The sequence below is a fragment of the Pseudomonas sp. NPDC087614 genome (assembly GCF_044743485.1).
GTDB classification, from domain to species: Bacteria; Pseudomonadota; Gammaproteobacteria; order Pseudomonadales; family Pseudomonadaceae; genus Aquipseudomonas; species Aquipseudomonas baetica_A.
Genome location: NZ_JBIUWN010000008.1, coordinates 21709 through 42387, shown reverse-complemented (window position 1 = coordinate 42387; position 20679 = coordinate 21709). Strand labels below are relative to the sequence as shown.

Below are 20679 nucleotides of genomic sequence, written 5' to 3'. Positions count from 1 at the left end.
CCCAGTTGGTCCACCGCGCGTAACGCTCTGGACCAACTGGGCCAAATCGTTGCTGATCAGCTGGAAAACGGCGGCGAAATCACCTTGCCAGGTATTGGCAAGCTGAAAGTGACCGAGCGTCCTGCCCGCACTGGCCGTAACCCTTCGACTGGCGCTGCCATCGAAATCCCTGCCAAGAAAGTGATCAAGCTGGTTGTGGCCAAAGGCCTGACCGACGCTGTGAACAAGTAAGACGCAGCGATAAAAAAACCGTGCACCGGAGCAATCCGGGCACGGTTTTTTTGTGTCCGTTTTTTACTGACACCATAAATCAAATGTGGGAACGGGCTTGCTCGCGAAAGGGCAGTGTCAGTCGACATGTTTATTGACTGATCCACCGCATTCGCGAGCAAGCCCGCTCCCACAAGTTGAGCAGTGTTAGCGCGTCCAGCGCTCGCGGCGCCAGATCTGCTGCTCGGATTTGGTCTGGAAGGTCCACGCGACGAAGCGGCTCTGTTTCTGCCCTTGGGACATTTCCACCACCTGGCTTTCCAGCGCGCCGGCCTTTTTCAGCGCTGTCTCTATGGCGGGCAGGTTCGAGGCTTTCGAAACAAGGGTGCTGAACCACAGCACTTTGTGCTGGAAGTTCGCGCTCTCGGCGATCAGTTGCGTCACGAAGCGTGCTTCGCCGCCCTCACACCACAACTCCGCCGACTGGCCGCCGAAGTTCAGCACCGGCAATTTGCGTTTCGGATCAGCGCGGCCCAGCGCACGCCATTTGCGCTCGCTGCCCTTGGTCGCTTCATCCATCGAGGCATGGAACGGCGGGTTGCACATGGTCAGGTCAAAGCGCTCACCCGGCTCCAGCAGACCAATCAGGATGTGCTTGCGGTTCTCCTGCTGGCGCAGCTTGATGACCTTGTTCAGGTCGTTGGACTGGACGATAGCCTTGGCAGCCGCCACGGCGGTCGGATCGATTTCAGAACCGAGGAAGTGCCAGCGGTATTCGCTGTTGCCGATCAGCGGATAAACGCAGTTGGCGCCCATGCCGATGTCCAGCACGTTGACGATCGCACCGCGTGGCACCTTGCCGTCGTTCATGCTGGCCAGCAGGTCAGCGAGGAAGTGCACGTAATCGGCACGGCCCGGCACCGGGGGGCAGAGGTAGTCCGCCGGAATGTCCCAATGCTCAATGCCGTAGAACGACTTGAGCAGCGCCCGGTTGAACACGCGCACTGCATCGGGATTGGCGAAGTCGATGCTTTCCTTGCCGTACGGGTTGATGATCACGAACTTCGCCAGTTCCGGCGTGGTTTTGATCAGTGCCGGGAAGTCGTAACGACCCTGATGGCGATTGCGCGGGTGCAGGCTGGCCTTTTCACGCGGCTCAACGGCTTTGGCCGGGGTCGCGGATTCAGGCTTCTTGCGCGCAGGTTTCGGGGGGCGGGGGGCGTTCATGGGTGTGGTCGATTCGGGTATGGCTGAAAGTGGCGGCTATTGTCCCACATCTAAAGACAACACCGTTCAAACTGTGGGAGGGGTATCGTGCTGCAGAAATAAAAAAGGGAGGCCAATGTGGCCTCCCTTTTTCATTGCGATGTGCCGTTACAAACTGGCAATCCGCGCGCGTTGCTCAGCCAACTTGCCCAAAGCCTGTTCCGCTTCAGCCAGTTTGGCGCGTTCCTTGTCGATGACTTCGGCCGGGGCCTTGTCGACGAAACCTGCGTTGGACAGCTTGCCGCCAACCCGCTGGACTTCGCCCTGCAGGCGCAGGATTTCCTTGTCCAGACGCGCCAGTTCAGCAGCCTTGTCGATCAGTCCGGCCATTGGCACCAGCACTTCCATCTCGCCGACCAGCGCGGTGGCGGACAGCGGTGCTTCTTCGCCAGCGGCCAGAACGGTGATCGATTCCAGACGCGCGAGCTTCTTGAGCAGCGCTTCGTTCTCGGTCAAACGGCGCTGGTCTTCGGCGCTGACGTTCTTCAGGTAGATCGGCAGTGGCTTGCCCGGGCCGATGTTCATTTCGCCACGGATGTTACGCGTGCCGAGCATCAGCTCCTTGAGCCACTCGATGTCGCTCTCGGCAGCCGGATCGATGCGCTCTTCATTGGCCACTGGCCAAGGTTGCAGCATGATCGTCTTGCCCTGAATACCGGCCAGCGGCGCGATGCGCTGCCAGATTTCTTCAGTGATGAACGGCATGAACGGGTGCGCCAGACGCAGCGCCACTTCCAGTACGCGCACCAGCGTGCGACGGGTGCCGCGCTGACGTTCAACCGGAGCGTTTTCGTCCCACAGCACAGGCTTGGACAATTCCAGATACCAGTCGCAGTACTGGTTCCAGATGAACTCGTACAGCGCTTGCGCGGCGAGGTCGAAACGGAACTGATCCAGTTGACGGGTGACTTCGGCTTCGGTGCGTTGCAGTTGCGAGATGATCCAGCGATCCGCCAGCGACAGCTCGTAGGCCTCGCCGTTCTGGCCGCAGTCTTCGCCCTTGTCCAGAACATAACGCGCGGCGTTCCAGATCTTGTTGCAGAAGTTGCGATAGCCTTCGACGCGGCCCATGTCGAACTTGATGTCGCGACCGGTCGAGGCCAGCGAGCAGAAGGTGAAGCGCAGTGCGTCGGTGCCATAGCTGGCGATGCCGTCGGCGAACTCGTCGCGGGTCTGCTTCTCGATCTTCTTCGCCAGTTTTGGCTGCATCAGGCCCGAGGTGCGTTTGTGCACCAGCGTTTCCAGGTCGATGCCATCGATGATGTCCAGCGGGTCAAGGACGTTGCCCTTGGACTTGGACATCTTCTGGCCCTGGCCATCACGCACCAGACCGTGCACATAAACGGTCTTGAACGGCACTTGCGGCGTGCCGTCCTCGTTCTTCATCAAGTGCATGGTCATCATGATCATCCGGGCCACCCAGAAGAAAATGATGTCGAAGCCCGTCACCAGTACGTCGGTGGAGTGGAATTTCTTCAGGAATTCGGTCTGCTCAGGCCAGCCCAGCGTGGAGAACGTCCACAGACCGGAACTGAACCAGGTGTCGAGCACGTCGTTGTCCTGTTGCAGCGCCACGTCCGGGCCAAGGTTGTGCTTGGCGCGCACTTCGGCTTCGTCGCGGCCGACGTAGACCTTGCCCGATTCGTCGTACCAGGCTGGAATGCGGTGGCCCCACCACAGCTGACGGCTGATGCACCAGTCCTGGATGTCGCGCATCCAGGAGAAGTACATGTTTTCGTACTGTTTCGGCACGAACTGGATGCGACCGTCTTCAACGGCAGCAATCGCAGGCTCGGCCAAAGGCTTGGTGGAAACGTACCATTGGTCGGTCAGCCACGGCTCGATCACGGTGCCCGAACGGTCGCCTTTGGGCACTTTCAGGTTGTGGTCGTCAACGCTGACCAGCAGGCCGGCGGCGTCGAACGCAGCAACGATTTGTTTGCGCGCTTCGAAACGGTCGAGACCGACGTATTCAGCCGGGATCTTGCCGTCGATGCTTTCGTTCAGCGTGCCGTCGAGGTTGAACACCTGACAGGCCGGCAGTACGGCGGCGTTCTTGTCGAAGATGTTCAGCAGCGGCAGGTTGTGGCGCTTGCCGACTTCGTAGTCGTTGAAATCGTGGGCCGGGGTGATTTTCACGCAACCGGTGCCGAATTCAGGATCGCAGTAATCGTCGGCGATGATCGGGATGCGGCGGCCAACCAGTGGCAGCTCGACAAACTGGCCGATCAGGGCTTTGTAGCGCTCATCGTTCGGGTTAACCGCGACGGCGGAGTCGCCGAGCATGGTTTCCGGACGGGTGGTCGCGACGATCAGGAAATCGTTGCCTTCAGCGGTTTTCGCGCCGTCGGCCAGCGGGTACTTGAGGTTCCACAGGAAGCCTTTCTCGTCGTGGTTTTCCACTTCGAGGTCGGAAATCGCCGTGTGCAGCTTGGTGTCCCAGTTGACCAGACGCTTGCCGCGGTAGATCAGGCCGTCCTCGTGCAGGCGCACAAAGGCTTCTTTGACCGCTTCCGAGAGACCGTCGTCCATGGTGAAGCGCTCGCGGCTCCAGTCCACGGATGAGCCGAGGCGGCGGATCTGACGGCTGATGTTGCCACCGGACTGATCCTTCCACTCCCAGACTTTCTCGAGGAATTTTTCACGGCCCAGGTCATGACGGTTCTGGCCGGCGGCTTCCAGTTGACGCTCCACCAGCATCTGCGTGGCGATACCGGCGTGGTCGGTGCCCGGCTGCCACAGGGTGTTGCGACCCTGCATGCGGCGGAAACGGATCAGGGCGTCCATGATCGCGTTGTTGAAACCGTGCCCCATGTGCAGGCTGCCGGTGACGTTCGGCGGCGGGATCATCATGGAGTAGTAATCGACCGAGACTAGCTGTGCTAAATAGTTCTCGGACTCCCAGGTGTTGTACCAGGAAGTTTCAATGGCGTGCGGCTGGTAGGTCTTATCCATGCGCGGCGGGACCCTATTGGCATTTATTCAGGAAAAGCCGGGAAGTATAGCGGGGCATGGGGCCGAGGGCGAGCGGGGGAGGGTGGTGTGCGTTTCAAATGTGACAGGGGGGTTGCTCGCGAATGCGGTGTGTCAGGCGCCCTCATCACCGGCCGATACACCGCATTCGCGAGCAAGCCCGCTCCCACAGGGGATTTGTGGTTATTCGTATTGGCTCAAAAGCCGTTCCATTCGCGCATCGAGGCGACGTTTGATCTCGGTTTCGATGTGGGGAGCGAAGTCGTCGATCACGTCTTGCATGATCAACTGTGCGGCGGCGCGCAGTTCGCTGTCCAGGTGCAGCAGGGCATCCGGGCCTTTGTCGAGGGGCGCCGAAGGTTGCGCGGCAGGTGTCGCAGAGGGAGCCGGTGGCGGTTCGACGGCTGGCGGCTCGGTGCCGGCTGAGTCGAACAACATCGGAATCTGTTCCTGTTCACCGTCGTCGACCGTGTCGGTCAGCAGCGGTGGCTGCAGGTTGTCATCGCCGAGCAACTGGCGGATCGATTCAAGATCGTCCAGCAGGTGTGCGGACTTTTGCTGCGGTTTTGGAGTGTCCATCGCAATGCTCAGAGTCGCTGTAAACGGTGATCTTGCAGAGGATAGCCCTGTTCGCGGTAGAAACGGAAACTCTCCCGCGCAGCCGCCCGTATGGTTGGGTCCTCCACCACCACTTCCGCCACCCGGGCGAATTTGCTGGCGAAAGTCGGGACTTTCAGGTCGAGATTGACCAGCAGGTCCTGATGCTCGCCGCAGTCAGCGCCCAGTCCCAGCACGATCAAACCGTCAGGTTCGCTGTCGGCCGGGCCGTGGGGCACGAAGGTTTCGCCCTTGAACGCCCACAAGCGAGCATCTAGATCGTCACGCTGAGCGGCATCGCTGCAATGCAGGTAGATGCGGTGGCCCATGCGCCAGGCTTTTTCAGTGAGCTTGCAGGCAAAGTCCAGACGAGCCGAAGGATCGGCGCTGGGCAGGATATAAAAGTCGACTTTGGTCATTGCGGTTCCAGAGCGGCAAACGGCGTCACCTGAAAGTGACGCCGCCGCCCGTCAGCGGTTTCAGGCTTTGGCGCGATCGAGCAGGTACTGGGTCAGCAGTGGCACCGGGCGGCCGGTGGCGCCCTTGTCCTTGCCGCCGCTGGTCCACGCGGTGCCGGCGATGTCCAGGTGCGCCCAGTTGAGGTTCTTGGTGAATCGCGACAGGAAGCAAGCTGCCGTGATGGTGCCGGCCTTTGGGCCACCAATGTTGGCGATGTCGGCGAACGGGCTGTCCAGTTGCTCTTGATACTCATCGAACAGCGGCAGTTGCCAGGCACGGTCGTCGGCAGCTTTGCCGGCGCTGAGCAGTTGCTCGATCAGTTCGTCGTTGTTGCCCAGCAGGCCGGAAGTGTGTGCACCCAGCGCAACGACGCAGGCGCCGGTCAGGGTGGCGATGTCGATCACCGCTTGCGGCTTGAAGCGCTCGGAGTAGGTCAGGGCGTCGCACAGCACCAGACGGCCTTCGGCGTCGGTGTTGAGGATTTCCACGGTCTGGCCGCTCATGGTGGTGACGATGTCGCCCGGACGCGAGGCATTGCCGCTCGGCATGTTTTCGGCGCAGGCGAGGATGCACACCAGGTTGATCGGCAGTTTCAACTCGAGCACGGCACGCAGGGTGCCGAAGACGCTGGCAGCACCGCCCATGTCGTACTTCATTTCGTCCATGCCGGCGCCCGGCTTCAGGCTGATACCGCCGGTGTCGAAGGTGATGCCTTTGCCGACCAGTGCGTATGGCTTCTCGGATTTCTTGCCGCCGTTGTATTGCATGACGATCAGGCGCGGCGGTTGGGCGCTGCCCTGGCCGACGGCGTAGAACGAACCCATGCCCAGCGCCTTGATCTTCTTCTCGTCGAGGACTTCGACTTTCAGATCCTTGAACGCTTTGCCCAGATCCTTGGCTTGCTCGCCGAGGAACGTCGGGTGGCAGATGTTCGGCGGCAGGTTGCCCAGATTACGGGTAAAGGCCATGCCGTTCGCGATCGCTGTCGCGTGAGTCACGGCGCGCTGCACTTCGGCCTGGGCAGCCTTGATGGTCAGCAGGGTGATTTTCTTCAGGGCGCGGGGTTCGGCTTTCTGGCTCTTGAACTGGTCGAAGGTGTATTCGCCGTCCAGCAGGGTTTCTGCCAGCAGACGGGTTTTGCCGTAGCTGTCGCGGTTTTTGACAATGATTTCATCCAGCGCCAGTACGGCATCACTGCCGCCCAGGCCCTTCAGCGTGTTGAGGATGCCGGCAACGATTTTGCGCAGCGGGCGGTCGCCCAGTTCTTCATCCTTGCCCACACCGACCAGCAGCACGCGCTCGGCTTTGAGGTTCGGCAGGCTGTGCAGCAGCAGGCTTTGGCCGACTTTGCCGGCCAGATCGCCACGCTTGAGTACCGCGCTGATCGCGCCGCCGCTCAGTTCATCGAGCTGCTTGGCGGCGACGCCGAGCTTGCGGCCTTCACCGACGGCAACCACCAGGGTGGCGGTTTTCAACGTTTCTGGGCTAACGCTTTTTACAACCAGTTCCATGTCCGGATCCCTGAATGAATGATCAACACACAGGCGTTCGACGGTGTTCGCAGTCGCCTGCTTATAGATAGAAGAGGCGCAGGCCAAGGCCTGCGACAAGGGCCGCAGTTTGAACCTCGCTCACCGCGCCTGACAACCCTCGGTTGTACGATCTTCAACCGATTGCACGCGCGGATGAGTGTGCGCAGTGACAGGCGCCCTCAATCACAGGATAATGCCGCATCTTTTTTCGACGGCTCTGCCTTGCGGGCCGGTTGATGTGTTTGCTTGTTTGGCCGCCTTAGCCTGACAACCCTGGAGTGTCTGGTTTGATCGTCTTCCGTTATCTGTCCCGCGAAGTCCTGTTGACCCTCAGCGCTGTGAGTGCTGTGCTGCTGGTCATCATCATGAGCGGTCGCTTCATCAAATACCTCGCTCAGGCCGCTGCCGGCCAGCTCGATCCGGGTTCTCTGTTCCTGATCATGGGCTATCGTCTGCCGGGGTTCATGCAACTGATTCTGCCGCTGGGCCTGTTCCTCGGGATCCTGCTGGCCTACGGTCGCCTGTACCTCGAAAGCGAAATGACCGTGCTCTCGGCCACCGGCATGAGCCAGCAGAAGCTGTTTCGCATCACGCTGTTTCCGGCCACCCTGGTTGCACTGGTCGTGGCATGGCTGAGCCTGGGCCTGGCCCCGCAAGGTGCCAACCAGTTCCAGTTGCTGCTCAACAAGCAGGACGCGCTCACCGAATTCGATACGCTCGAGCCAGGTCGCTTCCAGGCGCTGCGTGACGGCACCCGCGTGACCTACACCGAAACGCTGAGCGATGACCGCGTCAATCTGGGCAGCGTGTTTATCTCGCAGAAGAACCTCGGCGCCGATCAGAAGGATCGCGGGATTTCCGTACTGGTGGCCGAGAAGGGCCGTCAGGAAGTTCGTCCTGACGGCAATCGCTATCTGATTCTCGAAGACGGCTATCGTTATGACGGCAGCCCAGGGCTGGCCGATTACCGCGCCATCCATTACGAAACCTATGGTGTTTTGCTGCCCAAGCCGGACGTCAGCGAAGAAGTCACTGACCGCGATGCGATGCCGACATCGACCTTGCTGGGCAATGACGACATCCGCTCCAAAACCGAACTGCAATGGCGTCTGTCCCTGCCGTTGCTGGTGTTTATCGTGACCCTGATGGCGGTGCCGCTATCGCGAGTCAACCCGCGTCAAGGGCGTTTCCTCAAGTTGCTGCCGGCGATTCTTCTTTATATGGCTTACCTGACCATCCTGATTGCCGCCCGCGGCGCCCTTGAAAAAGGCAAGATTCCACCCGCCCTCGGCTTGTGGTGGGTGCATGCGATCTTCCTGTTCATCGGTATCGGCCTGCTGTACTGGGAGCCGTTGCGCCTGAAGATGGCCAGCCGTCGCGCCGCTGCACTGGAGGTGGCTCGTGGTTAAACTCGACCGCTATATCGGCAGCAGCGTCTTCATGGCGATCATCGCCGTGCTGGCAATCATTCTCGGTCTGGCGACCCTGTTCGCCTTTATCGATGAGATGGGCGACGTCAGCGATACCTACACCCTGGTTGATGTCCTGGGGTTCGTTTTGCTGACCGCGCCACGCCGGCTCTATGAAATGCTGCCGATGGCAGCGTTGATTGGTTGCCTGATCGGCCTCGGCAGTCTGGCCAGCAGCAGTGAGCTGACCGTGATGCGCGCCGCCGGCGTGTCCATCGGCCGGATCGTCTGGGCGGTGATGAAGCCGATGCTGGTGCTGATGCTGGCCGGCGTGCTGATCGGTGAGTACATAGCCCCTGCCACCGAAAGCATGGCCCAGGCCAACCGCTCGCTGGCTCAGGGCAGTGGCGACGCGCAAAGCGCCAAGCACGGTATGTGGCACCGCCAGGGTGAAGAGTTCATTCACATCAACGCCGTTCAACCCAATGGCCTGTTGTATGGCGTGACGCGCTATCGCTTTGACAAAGAGCGCCATCTTCTGAGTTCGAGCTTCGCCAAAAAGGCCGAGTTCGATAAAGATCACTGGGAGCTCACCGACGTAGCAACCACCGTTTTCCATGACCGCAGCACCGAGGTTGTAAACACGCCCACTGAGCGTTGGGATGTGTCCCTGAGCCCGCAATTGCTGAGCACAGTGGTCATGGCTCCGGAATCGCTGTCAATCACCGGCCTGTGGGGTTACATCCACTATCTGGCGGAGCAGGGCCTGAGCAACGGCCGTTACTGGCTGGCATTTTGGGTCAAGGTGTTGCAGCCATTGGTCACCGCCGCACTGGTATTGATGGCCATTTCCTTCATCTTCGGCCCGCTGCGTTCGGTGACCCTGGGGCAGCGTGTCTTCACTGGCGTGCTGGTCGGCTTCACCTTCCGCATCGTTCAGGATTTGCTCGGCCCATCGAGCCTGGTGTTCGGTTTCTCACCGCTGTTTGCGGTGCTGGTGCCGGCCGGAGTCTGTGCGCTGGCCGGTGTCTGGCTGCTGCGACGAGCGGGTTGATGAACAAGCTTTCATCCGCCGTTTAACCCTGAAAACGCCTCGATCAACCGATCGGGGCGTTTTTGTATGCAATCCGGGTGACAGGTGAACGTGACGCTTGCGCCGTGTATCAGGTACAATTCCCGGCTATTTTTCGGCGGGCCAAGCCTGCAGCCTTTTTGAGTGTTGATCCGTGAGTGATTTGAGTCATATCCGCAATTTCTCCATCATCGCCCACATTGACCATGGCAAGTCGACGCTGGCCGATCGCTTTATCCAGATGTGCGGCGGCCTGGCCGAGCGTGAAATGGAAGCCCAGGTACTGGATTCCATGGATCTGGAGCGTGAACGCGGGATCACCATCAAGGCCCACAGCGTTACCCTCTATTACAAAGCCAAAGATGGCGTCACCTACCAGCTGAACTTCATTGACACCCCTGGCCACGTCGACTTCACCTATGAAGTCAGCCGTTCCCTTGCGGCGTGTGAAGGTGCCTTGCTGGTGGTCGATGCCGGTCAAGGTGTTGAAGCCCAGTCCGTGGCCAACTGCTACACCGCGATCGAGCAGGGCCTTGAGGTCATGCCGGTCCTGAACAAGATCGACCTGCCGCAGGCCGAACCGGAACGCGTCAAGGACGAGATCGAGAAGATCATCGGCATCGACGCCGCCGACGCCGTCACCTGCAGCGCCAAGACCGGTCTGGGTGTCGACGAAGTGCTCGAGCGTCTGGTGCACACCATTCCTGCGCCGACCGGCAACATCGAAGATCCGCTGCAGGCGTTGATCATCGATTCCTGGTTCGACAACTATCTGGGCGTTGTCTCCCTGGTTCGCGTGCGCCACGGCCGTGTGAAGAAGGGCGACAAGATTCTGGTGAAATCCACTGGCAAGATCCACCTGGTCGACAGCGTCGGCGTGTTCAATCCGAAACACACCGCCACGGTTGACCTGAAGGCCGGCGAAGTGGGCTTCATCATCGCCAGCATCAAGGACATCCACGGTGCCCCGGTCGGTGACACCCTGACCCTCAGCTCCACCCCGGATGTTCCGGTACTGCCGGGCTTCAAACGCATCCAGCCACAGGTTTACGCCGGTCTGTTCCCGGTCAGCTCCGACGATTTCGAAGATTTCCGCGAAGCGCTGCAGAAGCTGACCCTCAACGACTCGTCGCTGCAATACACCCCGGAAAGCTCCGACGCACTGGGCTTCGGCTTCCGTTGCGGCTTCCTCGGCATGCTGCACATGGAGATCATCCAGGAGCGCCTGGAGCGCGAGTACAACCTGGACCTGATCACCACGGCGCCGACGGTAATCTTCGAACTGGTGCTCAAAACCGGTGAAACGATTTACGTCGACAACCCCTCCAAGCTGCCGGATGTCTCGGCCATCGAAGACATGCGCGAGCCGATCGTGCGTGCCAACATCCTGGTTCCGCAAGAACACCTGGGCAACGTCATCACCCTGTGCATCGAGAAACGCGGTGTACAGGTCGACATGCTGTTCCTCGGTAATCAGGTGCAAGTCACTTATGACCTGCCGATGAACGAAGTGGTCCTGGACTTCTTCGACCGTCTCAAATCCACCAGCCGCGGCTATGCTTCGCTGGACTACCATTTCGATCGTTACCAATCGGCTAATCTGGTGAAACTGGACGTGCTGATCAACGGCGACAAGGTCGATGCTCTGGCGTTGATCGTGCACCGTGACAACTCGCACTACAAAGGTCGCCAGTTGACCGAGAAGATGAAAGAACTGATTCCGCGACAGATGTTCGACGTGGCCATCCAGGCCGCCATTGGCGGTCAGATCGTTGCACGGACAACCGTCAAGGCGCTCAGAAAGAACGTATTGGCCAAATGCTACGGTGGTGACGTCAGCCGTAAGAAGAAACTGCTCGAGAAGCAAAAGGCCGGTAAGAAACGCATGAAGCAGGTCGGCAACGTGGAAATTCCACAAGAAGCCTTCCTTGCCGTGCTCAGGTTGGAATAGTCAGGTCCTATGTCACTAAATTTCCCGCTGTTGCTGGTCATCGCCGTGTTCGTCTGCGGCCTGTTGGCGTTGCTTGATCTGTTGATCCTCGCGCCGCGTCGACGCGCTGCCATTGCCTCTTATCAAGGCAGTGTCAGCGAGCCCGATGTGGTGGTGGTCGAAAAACTGAACAAAGAGCCGCTGCTGGTGGAATACGGCAAGTCGTTCTTCCCGGTGTTGTTCATCGTGCTGGTGCTGCGTTCGTTCCTGGTGGAGCCGTTCCAGATCCCGTCCGGTTCGATGAAACCGACCCTGGATGTCGGTGACTTCATTCTGGTGAACAAGTTTTCTTACGGGATCCGCCTGCCGGTGATCGACAAGAAAATCATCGAAGTCGGTGATCCGCAGCGGGGCGATGTGATGGTGTTTCGCTACCCAAGCGACCCGAGCGTCAACTACATCAAGCGTGTAGTCGGCCTGCCGGGCGACACCGTGCGTTACACCGCTGACAAGCGTCTGTTCGTCAACGGCGAATCGATTGCCGAGCAGTTGGTTGGCTCCGAGCCGGGCACCCTGGGCAGCGCTGAGCTCTACCAGGAAAAACTCGGCGCCGCCGAGCACTTGATCCGCAAGGAAATGAGCCGCTACCGCGCGACCCCGGATCATTCGTGGACCGTGCCGGCCGGGCACTACTTCATGATGGGCGACAACCGCGACAACTCGAACGACAGTCGCTACTGGGATGATCCCAACATTCCCAAGGACATGTTGGGCATGGTTCCCGACCAGAATATCGTCGGCAAGGCCTTTGCAGTCTGGATGAGCTGGCCGGAACCGAAACTCAGCCACCTGCCGAATTTCTCGCGGGTAGGCCTGATCAAGTAATCACACACGGCGCTGTTGACCACAGCGCCGAATGCATTTCTGGAGTCGACACAATCGGCTTCGTAATAGTCAGGATGTAATTTTTGAACACAGCGTTAATTGTCCCAGACCTGCGCCGTACCCCGGCGATGGCGGTGGAATCCAGCTTTGATCTCAGCGTGGGTAAACCGTGAGCGCCTCATTAAGCCGTCTCGAGCGTCAGCTCGGTTACACCTTCAAGGATCAGGAGCTGATGCTCCTGGCCCTCACGCACCGCAGTTTCGCCGGGCGTAACAACGAACGCCTGGAATTCCTCGGTGATGCCATCCTCAACTTCGTGGCGGGCGAGGCGCTGTTCGATCGTTTCCCGCTCGCCCGTGAAGGCCAGTTGTCGCGTTTGCGCGCACGCTTGGTGAAAGGTGAGACGCTGGCCGTGCTGGCTCGCGGTTTCGACCTGGGGGATTATCTGCGTCTGGGGTCCGGCGAGTTGAAAAGTGGCGGTTTCCGTCGCGAATCGATTCTGGCCGATGCCCTCGAAGCCTTGATCGGTGCGATTTACCTCGACGCCGGCATGGACATGGCTCGCGAGCGCGTACTGGCCTGGCTGGCGGGTGAGTTCGAAGGTCTGACCCTGGTCGACACCAACAAGGATCCGAAGACCCGCCTGCAGGAATTCCTGCAATCACGCGGTTGCGACCTGCCTCGTTACGAGGTGGTGGATATCCAGGGCGAGCCGCACTGTCGAACCTTCTTCGTCGAGTGCGAAGTTGTCTTACTGAATGAAAAAAGCCGAGGTCAGGGTGTGAGCCGTCGTATTGCCGAACAGGTAGCGGCCGCCGCAGCACTGATTGCCCTGGGCGTGGAGAATGGCAATGACTGATACAAATGCAACTCGCTGTGGCTACGTTGCCATCGTCGGCCGTCCCAACGTGGGCAAGTCCACGCTGCTGAACCACATTCTTGGTCAGAAGCTGGCGATCACCTCGCGCAAGCCACAAACCACTCGTCACAACATGCTCGGGATCAAGACCGAGGGTGGCGTGCAGGCCATCTACGTCGACACCCCCGGCATGCACAAGGGTGGCGAAAAGGCGCTGAACCGTTACATGAACAAGACCGCTTCGGCGGCGTTGAAAGACGTTGACGTGGTGATCTTCGTGGTCGATCGCACCAAGTGGACCGAAGAAGACCAGATGGTGCTGGAGCGTGTGCAATACGTGACCGGCCCGCTGATCGTCGCACTGAACAAGACCGACCGTATCGAAGACAAAGCCGAGCTGATGCCGCACCTGAGTTGGTTGCAGGAACAGCTGCCGAACGCGCAGATCATCCCGATTTCGGCGCAGCACGGGCATAACCTCGACGCGCTGGAAAAGGTGATTGCCGATCACCTGCCGGAAAACGATCACTTCTTTCCCGAAGACCAGATCACCGACCGCAGCAGCCGTTTCCTCGCCGCCGAACTGGTGCGCGAGAAAATCATGCGCCAGATGGGCGCTGAGCTGCCATACCAGATCACCGTCGAAATCGAAGAGTTCAAGCAGCAGGGCAAGACCCTGCACATCCATGCGCTGATCCTCGTCGAACGTGACGGCCAGAAGAAGATCATCATTGGCGACAAGGGCGAGCGCATCAAGCGCATCGGCACCGAAGCGCGCAAGGACATGGAGTTGCTGTTCGACTCCAAGATCATGCTCAACCTGTGGGTCAAGGTGAAGGGCGGCTGGTCCGACGACGAGCGTGCGCTGCGTTCGCTGGGTTACGGCGACCTGTAATACCGGTTTTCTGATACTCCAGAGAACCCCCCTGTGGGAGCGGGCTTGCTCGCGAATGCGCAGTGTCAGTCGACATACACTTCGACTGATTCACCGCTTTCGCGAGCAAGCCCGCTCCCACAGTAGTTTTGGGTTGTGAGTAAAAAACGCGTTTCTTCATCGAGAACTCCATGTCGCAAACTCCACCTCCTGCCCAACCCGCCTACGTCCTGCATTCGCGCGCCTACCGCGAAACCAGCGCGTTGGTGGATTTCCTCACGCCGCAAGGTCGGCTGCGAGCGGTGCTGCGCAGTGCGCGGGGCAAGGCCGGGACGTTGGCGCGGCCGTTCGTGGCGCTGGAAGTCGAGTTTCGCGGCAAGGGCGAGTTGAAGAATGTCGGGCGCATGGAAAGTGCCGGCACCTGCGCCTGGCTCAATGGCGAGGCGCTGTTCAGCGGTCTTTACCTCAACGAGCTCTTGATCCGCCTGCTGCCTGCCGAAGATCCGCACCCGGCGGTGTTCGATCACTACGCAGCAACCCTGCTGGCTCTGGCCGAAGGCCGGCCGCTGGAACCGTTGTTGCGCTCTTTCGAATGGCGTCTGCTCGATGACCTCGGTTACGGCTTTTCCATGAATACCGATATTCACGGCGAGCCTGTTGCGCCCGATGGTCTCTACCGTCTGCAAGTGGACGCCGGCCTTGAGCGCGTTTACTTGCTGCAACCCGGCCTGTTCAACGGCGTTGAATTACTCGCCATGGCCGAAGCCGACTGGTCGGCTCCCGGCGCACTCTCCGCCGCCAAGCGTTTGATGCGTCAGGCCTTGGCCGTTCACCTCGGCGGTCGCCCTCTGGTCAGTCGCGAGCTGTTTCGCAAGCCCTAGCCCCGTGTATGCTGTGCGCCGAATCTTTCCATTCAGGAGCGCATCCGTGACCACCAGCAATCGCATTCTTCTTGGCGTGAACATCGACCACGTCGCCACCCTGCGTCAGGCCCGTGGCACGCGCTACCCGGATCCGGTCAAGGCTGCGCTGGACGCGGAAGAGGCGGGCGCCGATGGCATCACGGTGCATCTGCGCGAAGACCGTCGGCACATTCAGGAGCGCGACGTACTGTTGCTCAAGGACGTGCTGCAAACCCGCATGAACTTCGAAATGGGCGTCACCGAAGAAATGATGGCGTTTGCCGAACGTATCCGTCCTGCGCACATCTGCCTGGTCCCGGAAACCCGTCAGGAGCTGACCACCGAAGGCGGTCTGGATGTGGCAGGGCAGGAAGAACGCATCAAAGCGGCGGTTGAGCGTCTGTCGAAGATCGGCAGCGAGGTGTCGCTGTTCATCGATGCCGACGAGCGTCAGATTGCGGCCTCCAAGCGCGTCGGTGCGCCGGCCATTGAGCTGCACACCGGGCGTTATGCCGATGCCGAAACCCCGACCGAAGTCGCCGAAGAACTGAAACGAGTGGCGGACGGTGTGGCGTTTGGTCTGGCTCAGGGGTTGATCGTCAATGCCGGTCATGGTCTGCATTACCACAACGTTGAGGCCGTGGCCGCGATCAAGGGCATCAACGAACTGAACATCGGCCATGCGCTGGTGGCGCATGCGTTGTTCGTTGGGTTCAAGTCTGCCGTCTCTGAAATGAAAGCGCTGATTCTGGCGGCTGCAAAAGCTTAAGCCTCATCGCAAAACCAATGTGGGAGCCAGCAGGCTGGCTCCCACATTTGATTGAAGGTATCTGGGCTAGAGCGGGGCTGGCTCTTGAGTTGGCTTGGACTTGTCGATCCCCGGCACATGAAGGTTGCCTTCAGCCACCTGATCACCTTCAAGCTGCGGCTGGGTCACCCAAGTGAGGATGTCGTAGTAGCGACGAATGTTCGCGACAAAATGCACCGGTTCGCCGCCCCGGGCGTAGCCATAGCGGGTCTTGCTGTACCACTGCTTCTGCGCGAGGCGCGGCAGCATTTTCTTCACATCCAGCCACTTGTTCGGGTTCAGGCCTTCTTTGGAGGCCAGTTTGCGGGCGTCGTCCAGGTGGCCGCTGCCGACGTTGTACGCCGCCAGGGCAAACCAGGTGCGATCCGGCTCCTGAATCGAATCGTCGAGCTGATCCTTCATGTTAGCCAGGTACTTCGCGCCGCCCATGATGCTCTGCTTCGGATCGAGTCGGTTGGACACCCCCATGGCCTGAGCGGTGTTCTGGGTCAGCATCATCAGCCCGCGCACGCCGGTTTTGGAGGTGACCGTCGGTTGCCACAGTGATTCCTGATAACCGATGGCCGCGAGCAGGCGCCAGTCGACTTTCTCTTTTTTGGCGTAGGTCTTGAAGTGCTGTTCGTATTTGGGCAAGCGTTGCTGCAAGTGCTGGGCGAACGTGGTGGCACCCATGTAACCGAGGACGTCGACATGCCCGTAGTAGCGGTCTTTGAGGCGTTGCAGGGTGCCGTTCTTCTGCACCTTGTCCAGATAGCTGTTGATCTCGTTGAGCAGGCTGTTGTCTTCGCCCGGTGCGACGGCCCAACTCTGGCTGCGCGCATCGCCGAGGTCGAAGGCCACGCGGATGTTGGTGAAGTACACCTGGTTCATTGCCACTTCGTTGGAGTCGACCAGGGTCAGGTCGATCTGGCCTTCATCAACCATGCGCAGCAGGTCGACCACTTCAACCGCGTCGGACTCTTCGTATTCGATGGCGGGGTATTTCTGTTTCAGTTCGGCCAGTTGTTCGGCGTGGGTGCTGCCCTTGAGCACCATGATCTTCTTGCCCACCAGGTCACCGGCGTCGGTGGGCCGTGACTGGCCGTTGCGATAGATGATCTGCGGGGTGACTTCGAGGTAGGGGTGGGAAAACCTCACCTGTTTCTTGCGCTGTTCACTGCTGACCAGCCCGGCGGCAGCCAGGACCGGGCCGTTCGGTTTGCCGATCTGGTCGAAGAGGTCGTCGAGGTTGTCGGCGGTCTCGATTTTAAGCTCGACACCCAAATCTTCGGCAAAGCGCTTCACCAGCTCGTATTCGAAGCCGGTTTCACCGCTGCGATCCTGAAAGTAGGTGGCGGGGCTGTTCCGGGTAATCACCCGCAGCACACCATCCTCCTTTACGCGCTCGAGTGTGTTGGGTTTATCAACACAGCCACCGAGCAACAGGAAGAGTCCGGTTGCGATCAGCCATTTGGCGTACCGCGGACGCAAAGCCTTTGGGAAAAACATTTGCGCAGTATACGCAAAGGACCGCGGACGCCATATCTCGACAGTGCAGGGCTTGTCTGCTAGCGATCACAAAACCGAACGAAACCCCTCATAAACGGGCCTTCCGGGCATTTTGTTACAGCAAAAATAAGCCATTGTCGCAGGCTGGGTAAATTTGACTTGCGAATCAGAAACACAGATCGACGTCCGGGTGCAACCGTGCGTAGCGTTTCGGGTGATGTTGAGGGCGGTTTAGGCTAGAATGCACGGCCTCAAAGCACACCCCTTCCCGAGGCTGTCCCGAAGATGTTGATCCTGCGCGGCGCTCCTGCCCTTTCTGCCTTTCGCCACAGCAAACTCCTTGAGCAACTGAGCCAGAAGGTTCCGGCTGTCAGTGGCTTGTATGCTGAATTCGCTCAATACGCCGAAGTCACCGGCGTCCTGACCGGCGACGAACAGCAGGTGCTTGCGCGCCTTCTGAAGTACGGTCCAAGCGTTCCGGTTCAAGAGCCGACCGGCCGTCTGTTCCTGGTGTTGCCGCGTTTTGGCACCATCTCGCCATGGTCGAGCAAGGCCAGCGACATCGCTCGCAACTGCGGTCTGAGCAAGATCCAGCGCCTGGAGCGCGGCATCGCGTTCTACGTGGCCGGTCAGTTCAGCGACGCCCAAGCCCAGCAGATTGCCGATGTCCTGCATGACCGCATGACCCAGATCGTTCTGGCCAATCTGGAGCAGGCCGCCGGCCTGTTCAGCCACGCCGAACCGAAACCGCTGACCGCCATCGACATTCTCGGTGGCGGTCGCGCCGCGCTGGAAAAGGCCAATACCGAGCTGGGCCTGGCCCTGGCCGAAGACGAGATCGACTATCTGGTCGACGCCTTCAACGGTTTGCAGCGCAACCCGCACGACATCGAACTGATGATGTTTGCCCAGGCCAACTCCGAGCACTGCCGCCACAAGATCTTCAACGCCAGTTGGGACATTGACGGCCAGAGCCAGGAAAAAAGCCTGTTCGGCATGATCAAGAACACCTATGTGATGCACAGCGAAGGCGTTCTGTCGGCTTATAAGGACAACGCCTCGGTGATCGTCGGCAACGTGGCCGGCCGCTTCTTCCCGAACCCTGAAACCCGTCAGTACGGCGCGGTTCAGGAGCCGGTGCACATCCTGATGAAGGTTGAAACCCACAACCACCCGACCGCGATTGCCCCGTTCCCGGGCGCATCCACCGGTTCCGGTGGCGAGATCCGTGACGAAGGTGCAACCGGTCGTGGCGCCAAGCCTAAGGCTGGCCTGACCGGTTTCACCGTATCGAACCTGCAAATCCCGGGCTTCGAACAGCCGTGGGAAGTGCCGTACGGCAAGCCTGAGCGCATCGTCACCGCGCTGGACATCATGATCGAAGGCCCGCTCGGCGGCGCCGCGTTCAACAACGAATTCGGTCGTCCGGCCCTGACCGGTTATTTCCGTACCTTTGAACAATCGATCACCACCCCGCACGGTGACGAAGTTCGCGGTTACCACAAGCCGATCATGCTCGCTGGCGGCATGGGCAACATCCGCGAAGAACACGTCAAGAAAGGCGAGATCGTCGTCGGTTCCAAACTGATCGTACTCGGCGGCCCAGCGATGCTGATCGGTCTGGGTGGCGGTGCGGCTTCCTCTATGGCCACGGGCACAAGCTCGGCGGATCTGGACTTCGCTTCCGTTCAGCGTGAAAACCCTGAGATGGAGCGTCGCTGCCAGGAAGTCATCGACCGTTGCTGGCAACTGGGCGACAAGAACCCGATCAGCTTCATCCACGACGTGGGGGCGGGCGGTCTGTCCAACGCCTTCCCGGAGCTGGTCAACGACGGCGACCGCGGTGGCCGTTTCGAACTGCGCAACATTCCAAACGACGAGCCGGGCATGGCCCCGCACGAAATCTGGAGTAACGAATCCCAGGAACGCTACGTGCTGGCCGTCGGCCCGCAAGACTTCGAGCGCTTCCAGGCGATCTGCGAGCGTGAGCGCTGCCCGTTTGCCGTAGTCGGTGAAGCCACCGCCGAGCCGCAGCTTACTGTCACCGATAGCCACTTCGGCAACAACCCGGTGGACATGCCACTGGAAGTGTTGCTGGGCAAGGCGCCGCGCATGCACCGTTCGGTGGTTCGCGAGGCCGAACTGGGCGATGACTTCGATCCGTCGAACCTCGACATCACCGAGTCCATCGAACGCGTTCTGCATCACCCGGCTGTCGCGAGCAAGAGCTTCCTGATCACCATCGGTGACCGCACCATCACCGGCCTCGTGGCCCGTGACCAGATGGTTGGCCCATGGCAGGTTCCGGTTGCCGACGTGGCCGTTACCGCCACCAGTTTCGACGTCTACACCGGTGAAGCCATGGCGATGGGCGAGCGGACTCCGCTGGCGCTGCTGGACGCTCCGGCGTCGGGCCGCATGGCCATCGGCGAAACCCTGACCAACATTGCCGCTTCGCGCATCAACAAGCTCTCCGACATCAAACTGTCGGCGAACTGGATGTCCGCTGCCGGTCACCCGGGTGAAGACGCACGTCTGTACGACACCGTGAAAGCGGTCGGTATGGAACTGTGCCCTGAGCTGGGCATTACCATTCCGGTGGGCAAGGACTCGATGTCCATGGCCACCCGTTGGAACGACAACGGCGAAGAAAAAACCGTGACCTCGCCGATGTCGCTGATCGTGACCGGTTTCGCGCCAGTGGCTGACATCCGTCAGACCCTGACCCCGGAACTGCGCATGGACAAGGGCACCACCGACCTGATCCTGATCGACCTCGGTCGCGGGCAGAATCGCATGGGTGCTTCGATCCTTGCGCAAGTACACGGCAAGCTCGGCAAGCACGCGCCGGACGTCGACGACGCCGAAGACCTGAAAGCCTTCTTCGCCGTGATCCAGGGCCTTAACGCTGACGGTCACTTGCTGGCTTACCACGACCGTTCCGACGGTGGTCTGCTGACTTGCGTGGTGGAAATGGCCTTCGCTGGCCACTGCGGTCTGAGTCTTAACCTGGACAGCGTTGCCGAAAGCGCCGCTGAAATCGCCGCCATCCTGTTCAACGAAGAACTGGGTGCCGTGATTCAGGTTCGTCAGGACGCCACGCCAGACATCCTCGCGCAGTTCAGCGCGGCCGGTCTGGGCGACTGTGTTTCGGTGATCGGTCAGCCGATCAACAATGGCCAGATCAACATCACCTTCAACGGTGACACCGTGTTCGAAGGCCAGCGTCGTCTGCTGCAACGTCAGTGGGCCGAGACCAGCTACCAGGTCCAGCGTCTGCGTGACAACGCCGACTGCGCCGAACAAGAGTTCGACGTGCTGCTGGAAGAAGACAACCCGGGCCTGAGCGTCAAGCTGAGCTACGACGTCAACCAGGACATCGCCGCGCCCTACATCAAAAAAGGCATTCGCCCAC

Annotated in this window: 16 protein-coding genes; 10 read left to right on the top strand and 6 right to left on the bottom strand. The window is 60.0% G+C overall.

What is annotated here, in order from left to right; all coding sequences use genetic code 11:
• A partial coding sequence (locus ACIOWA_RS05025) for an HU family DNA-binding protein (protein WP_401158543.1) occupies window positions 1-231 on the top strand: 231 nt, incomplete at its 5' end.
• 186 nt (window positions 232-417) lie between these two features.
• Here ACIOWA_RS05025 and rlmF read toward each other — a convergent pair.
• The 5 genes from rlmF to ACIOWA_RS05000 all read right to left on the bottom strand — a co-directional run bounded on the left by rlmF (window position 418) and on the right by ACIOWA_RS05000 (window position 7016).
• Complete coding sequence (rlmF, locus tag ACIOWA_RS05020) at window positions 418-1437, bottom strand: 23S rRNA (adenine(1618)-N(6))-methyltransferase RlmF (protein WP_339432096.1); 1020 nt, start codon at window positions 1435-1437, stop codon at window positions 418-420.
• 147 nt (window positions 1438-1584) lie between these two features.
• Window positions 1585-4431 carry a valine--tRNA ligase gene (locus ACIOWA_RS05015; RefSeq protein ID WP_401158540.1) on the bottom strand — a complete coding sequence of 949 codons (2847 nt, stop codon included), beginning with the start codon at window positions 4429-4431 and terminating at the stop codon, window positions 1585-1587.
• 201 nt (window positions 4432-4632) lie between these two features.
• Complete coding sequence (locus tag ACIOWA_RS05010) at window positions 4633-5028, bottom strand: DNA polymerase III subunit chi (protein ID WP_401158538.1); 396 nt, start codon at window positions 5026-5028, stop codon at window positions 4633-4635.
• Between the two features lie 8 nt (window positions 5029-5036).
• The gene (locus tag ACIOWA_RS05005; RefSeq protein ID WP_221729919.1) at window positions 5037-5465 is read right to left on the bottom strand and encodes a DNA polymerase III subunit chi; all 429 of its coding nucleotides are present in this window, start codon (window positions 5463-5465) and stop codon (window positions 5037-5039) included.
• Window positions 5466-5525: 60 nt separating this feature from the next.
• Window positions 5526-7016: a leucyl aminopeptidase gene (locus tag ACIOWA_RS05000; protein ID WP_401158536.1), complete on the bottom strand. Its 1491-nt coding sequence runs from the start codon at window positions 7014-7016 to the stop codon at window positions 5526-5528.
• 308 nt (window positions 7017-7324) lie between these two features.
• Here ACIOWA_RS05000 and lptF point away from each other — a divergent pair, with 308 nt between their 5' ends.
• The 8 genes from lptF to pdxJ all read left to right on the top strand — a co-directional run bounded on the left by lptF (window position 7325) and on the right by pdxJ (window position 15737).
• Entirely contained in the window at window positions 7325-8446 is a 1122-nt protein-coding gene (gene lptF, locus ACIOWA_RS04995) for an LPS export ABC transporter permease LptF (RefSeq protein WP_221729917.1), read from the top strand.
• Entirely contained in the window at window positions 8439-9500 is a 1062-nt protein-coding gene (gene lptG / locus ACIOWA_RS04990) for an LPS export ABC transporter permease LptG (RefSeq protein WP_339432100.1), read from the top strand. The genes lptF and lptG overlap by 8 nt, the downstream gene beginning before the upstream one ends.
• Before the next feature lie 172 nt (window positions 9501-9672).
• Complete coding sequence (gene lepA, locus ACIOWA_RS04985) at window positions 9673-11469, top strand: translation elongation factor 4 (RefSeq protein WP_339432101.1); 1797 nt, start codon at window positions 9673-9675, stop codon at window positions 11467-11469.
• Window positions 11470-11478: 9 nt separating this feature from the next.
• The gene (lepB, locus tag ACIOWA_RS04980) at window positions 11479-12333 is read left to right on the top strand and encodes a signal peptidase I (RefSeq protein ID WP_401158532.1); all 855 of its coding nucleotides are present in this window, start codon (window positions 11479-11481) and stop codon (window positions 12331-12333) included.
• Window positions 12334-12502: 169 nt separating this feature from the next.
• Window positions 12503-13192, top strand: coding sequence for a ribonuclease III (rnc, locus tag ACIOWA_RS04975; RefSeq protein ID WP_221729913.1), 690 nt, complete (start codon window positions 12503-12505; stop codon window positions 13190-13192).
• A complete protein-coding gene (gene era, locus ACIOWA_RS04970) occupies window positions 13185-14087 on the top strand; it encodes a GTPase Era (protein WP_221729912.1) in 903 nt (300 codons plus the stop codon). Before rnc ends, era begins: the two co-directional genes overlap by 8 nt.
• Before the next feature lie 170 nt (window positions 14088-14257).
• A complete protein-coding gene (recO, locus tag ACIOWA_RS04965) occupies window positions 14258-14947 on the top strand; it encodes a DNA repair protein RecO (RefSeq protein ID WP_339432103.1) in 690 nt (229 codons plus the stop codon).
• A gap of 46 nt (window positions 14948-14993) precedes the next feature.
• Window positions 14994-15737, top strand: coding sequence for a pyridoxine 5'-phosphate synthase (pdxJ, locus tag ACIOWA_RS04960; protein WP_129389552.1), 744 nt, complete (start codon window positions 14994-14996; stop codon window positions 15735-15737).
• 66 nt (window positions 15738-15803) lie between these two features.
• On the opposite strand, the gene mltF is transcribed toward pdxJ, so the two are convergent.
• A complete protein-coding gene (gene mltF / locus ACIOWA_RS04955; protein WP_339432104.1) occupies window positions 15804-17264 on the bottom strand; it encodes a membrane-bound lytic murein transglycosylase MltF in 1461 nt (486 codons plus the stop codon).
• A gap of 285 nt (window positions 17265-17549) precedes the next feature.
• On the opposite strand from mltF, the gene purL reads away from it, so the two are divergent.
• A partial coding sequence (gene purL, locus ACIOWA_RS04950) for a phosphoribosylformylglycinamidine synthase (RefSeq protein WP_401158529.1) occupies window positions 17550-20679 on the top strand: 3130 nt, incomplete at its 3' end.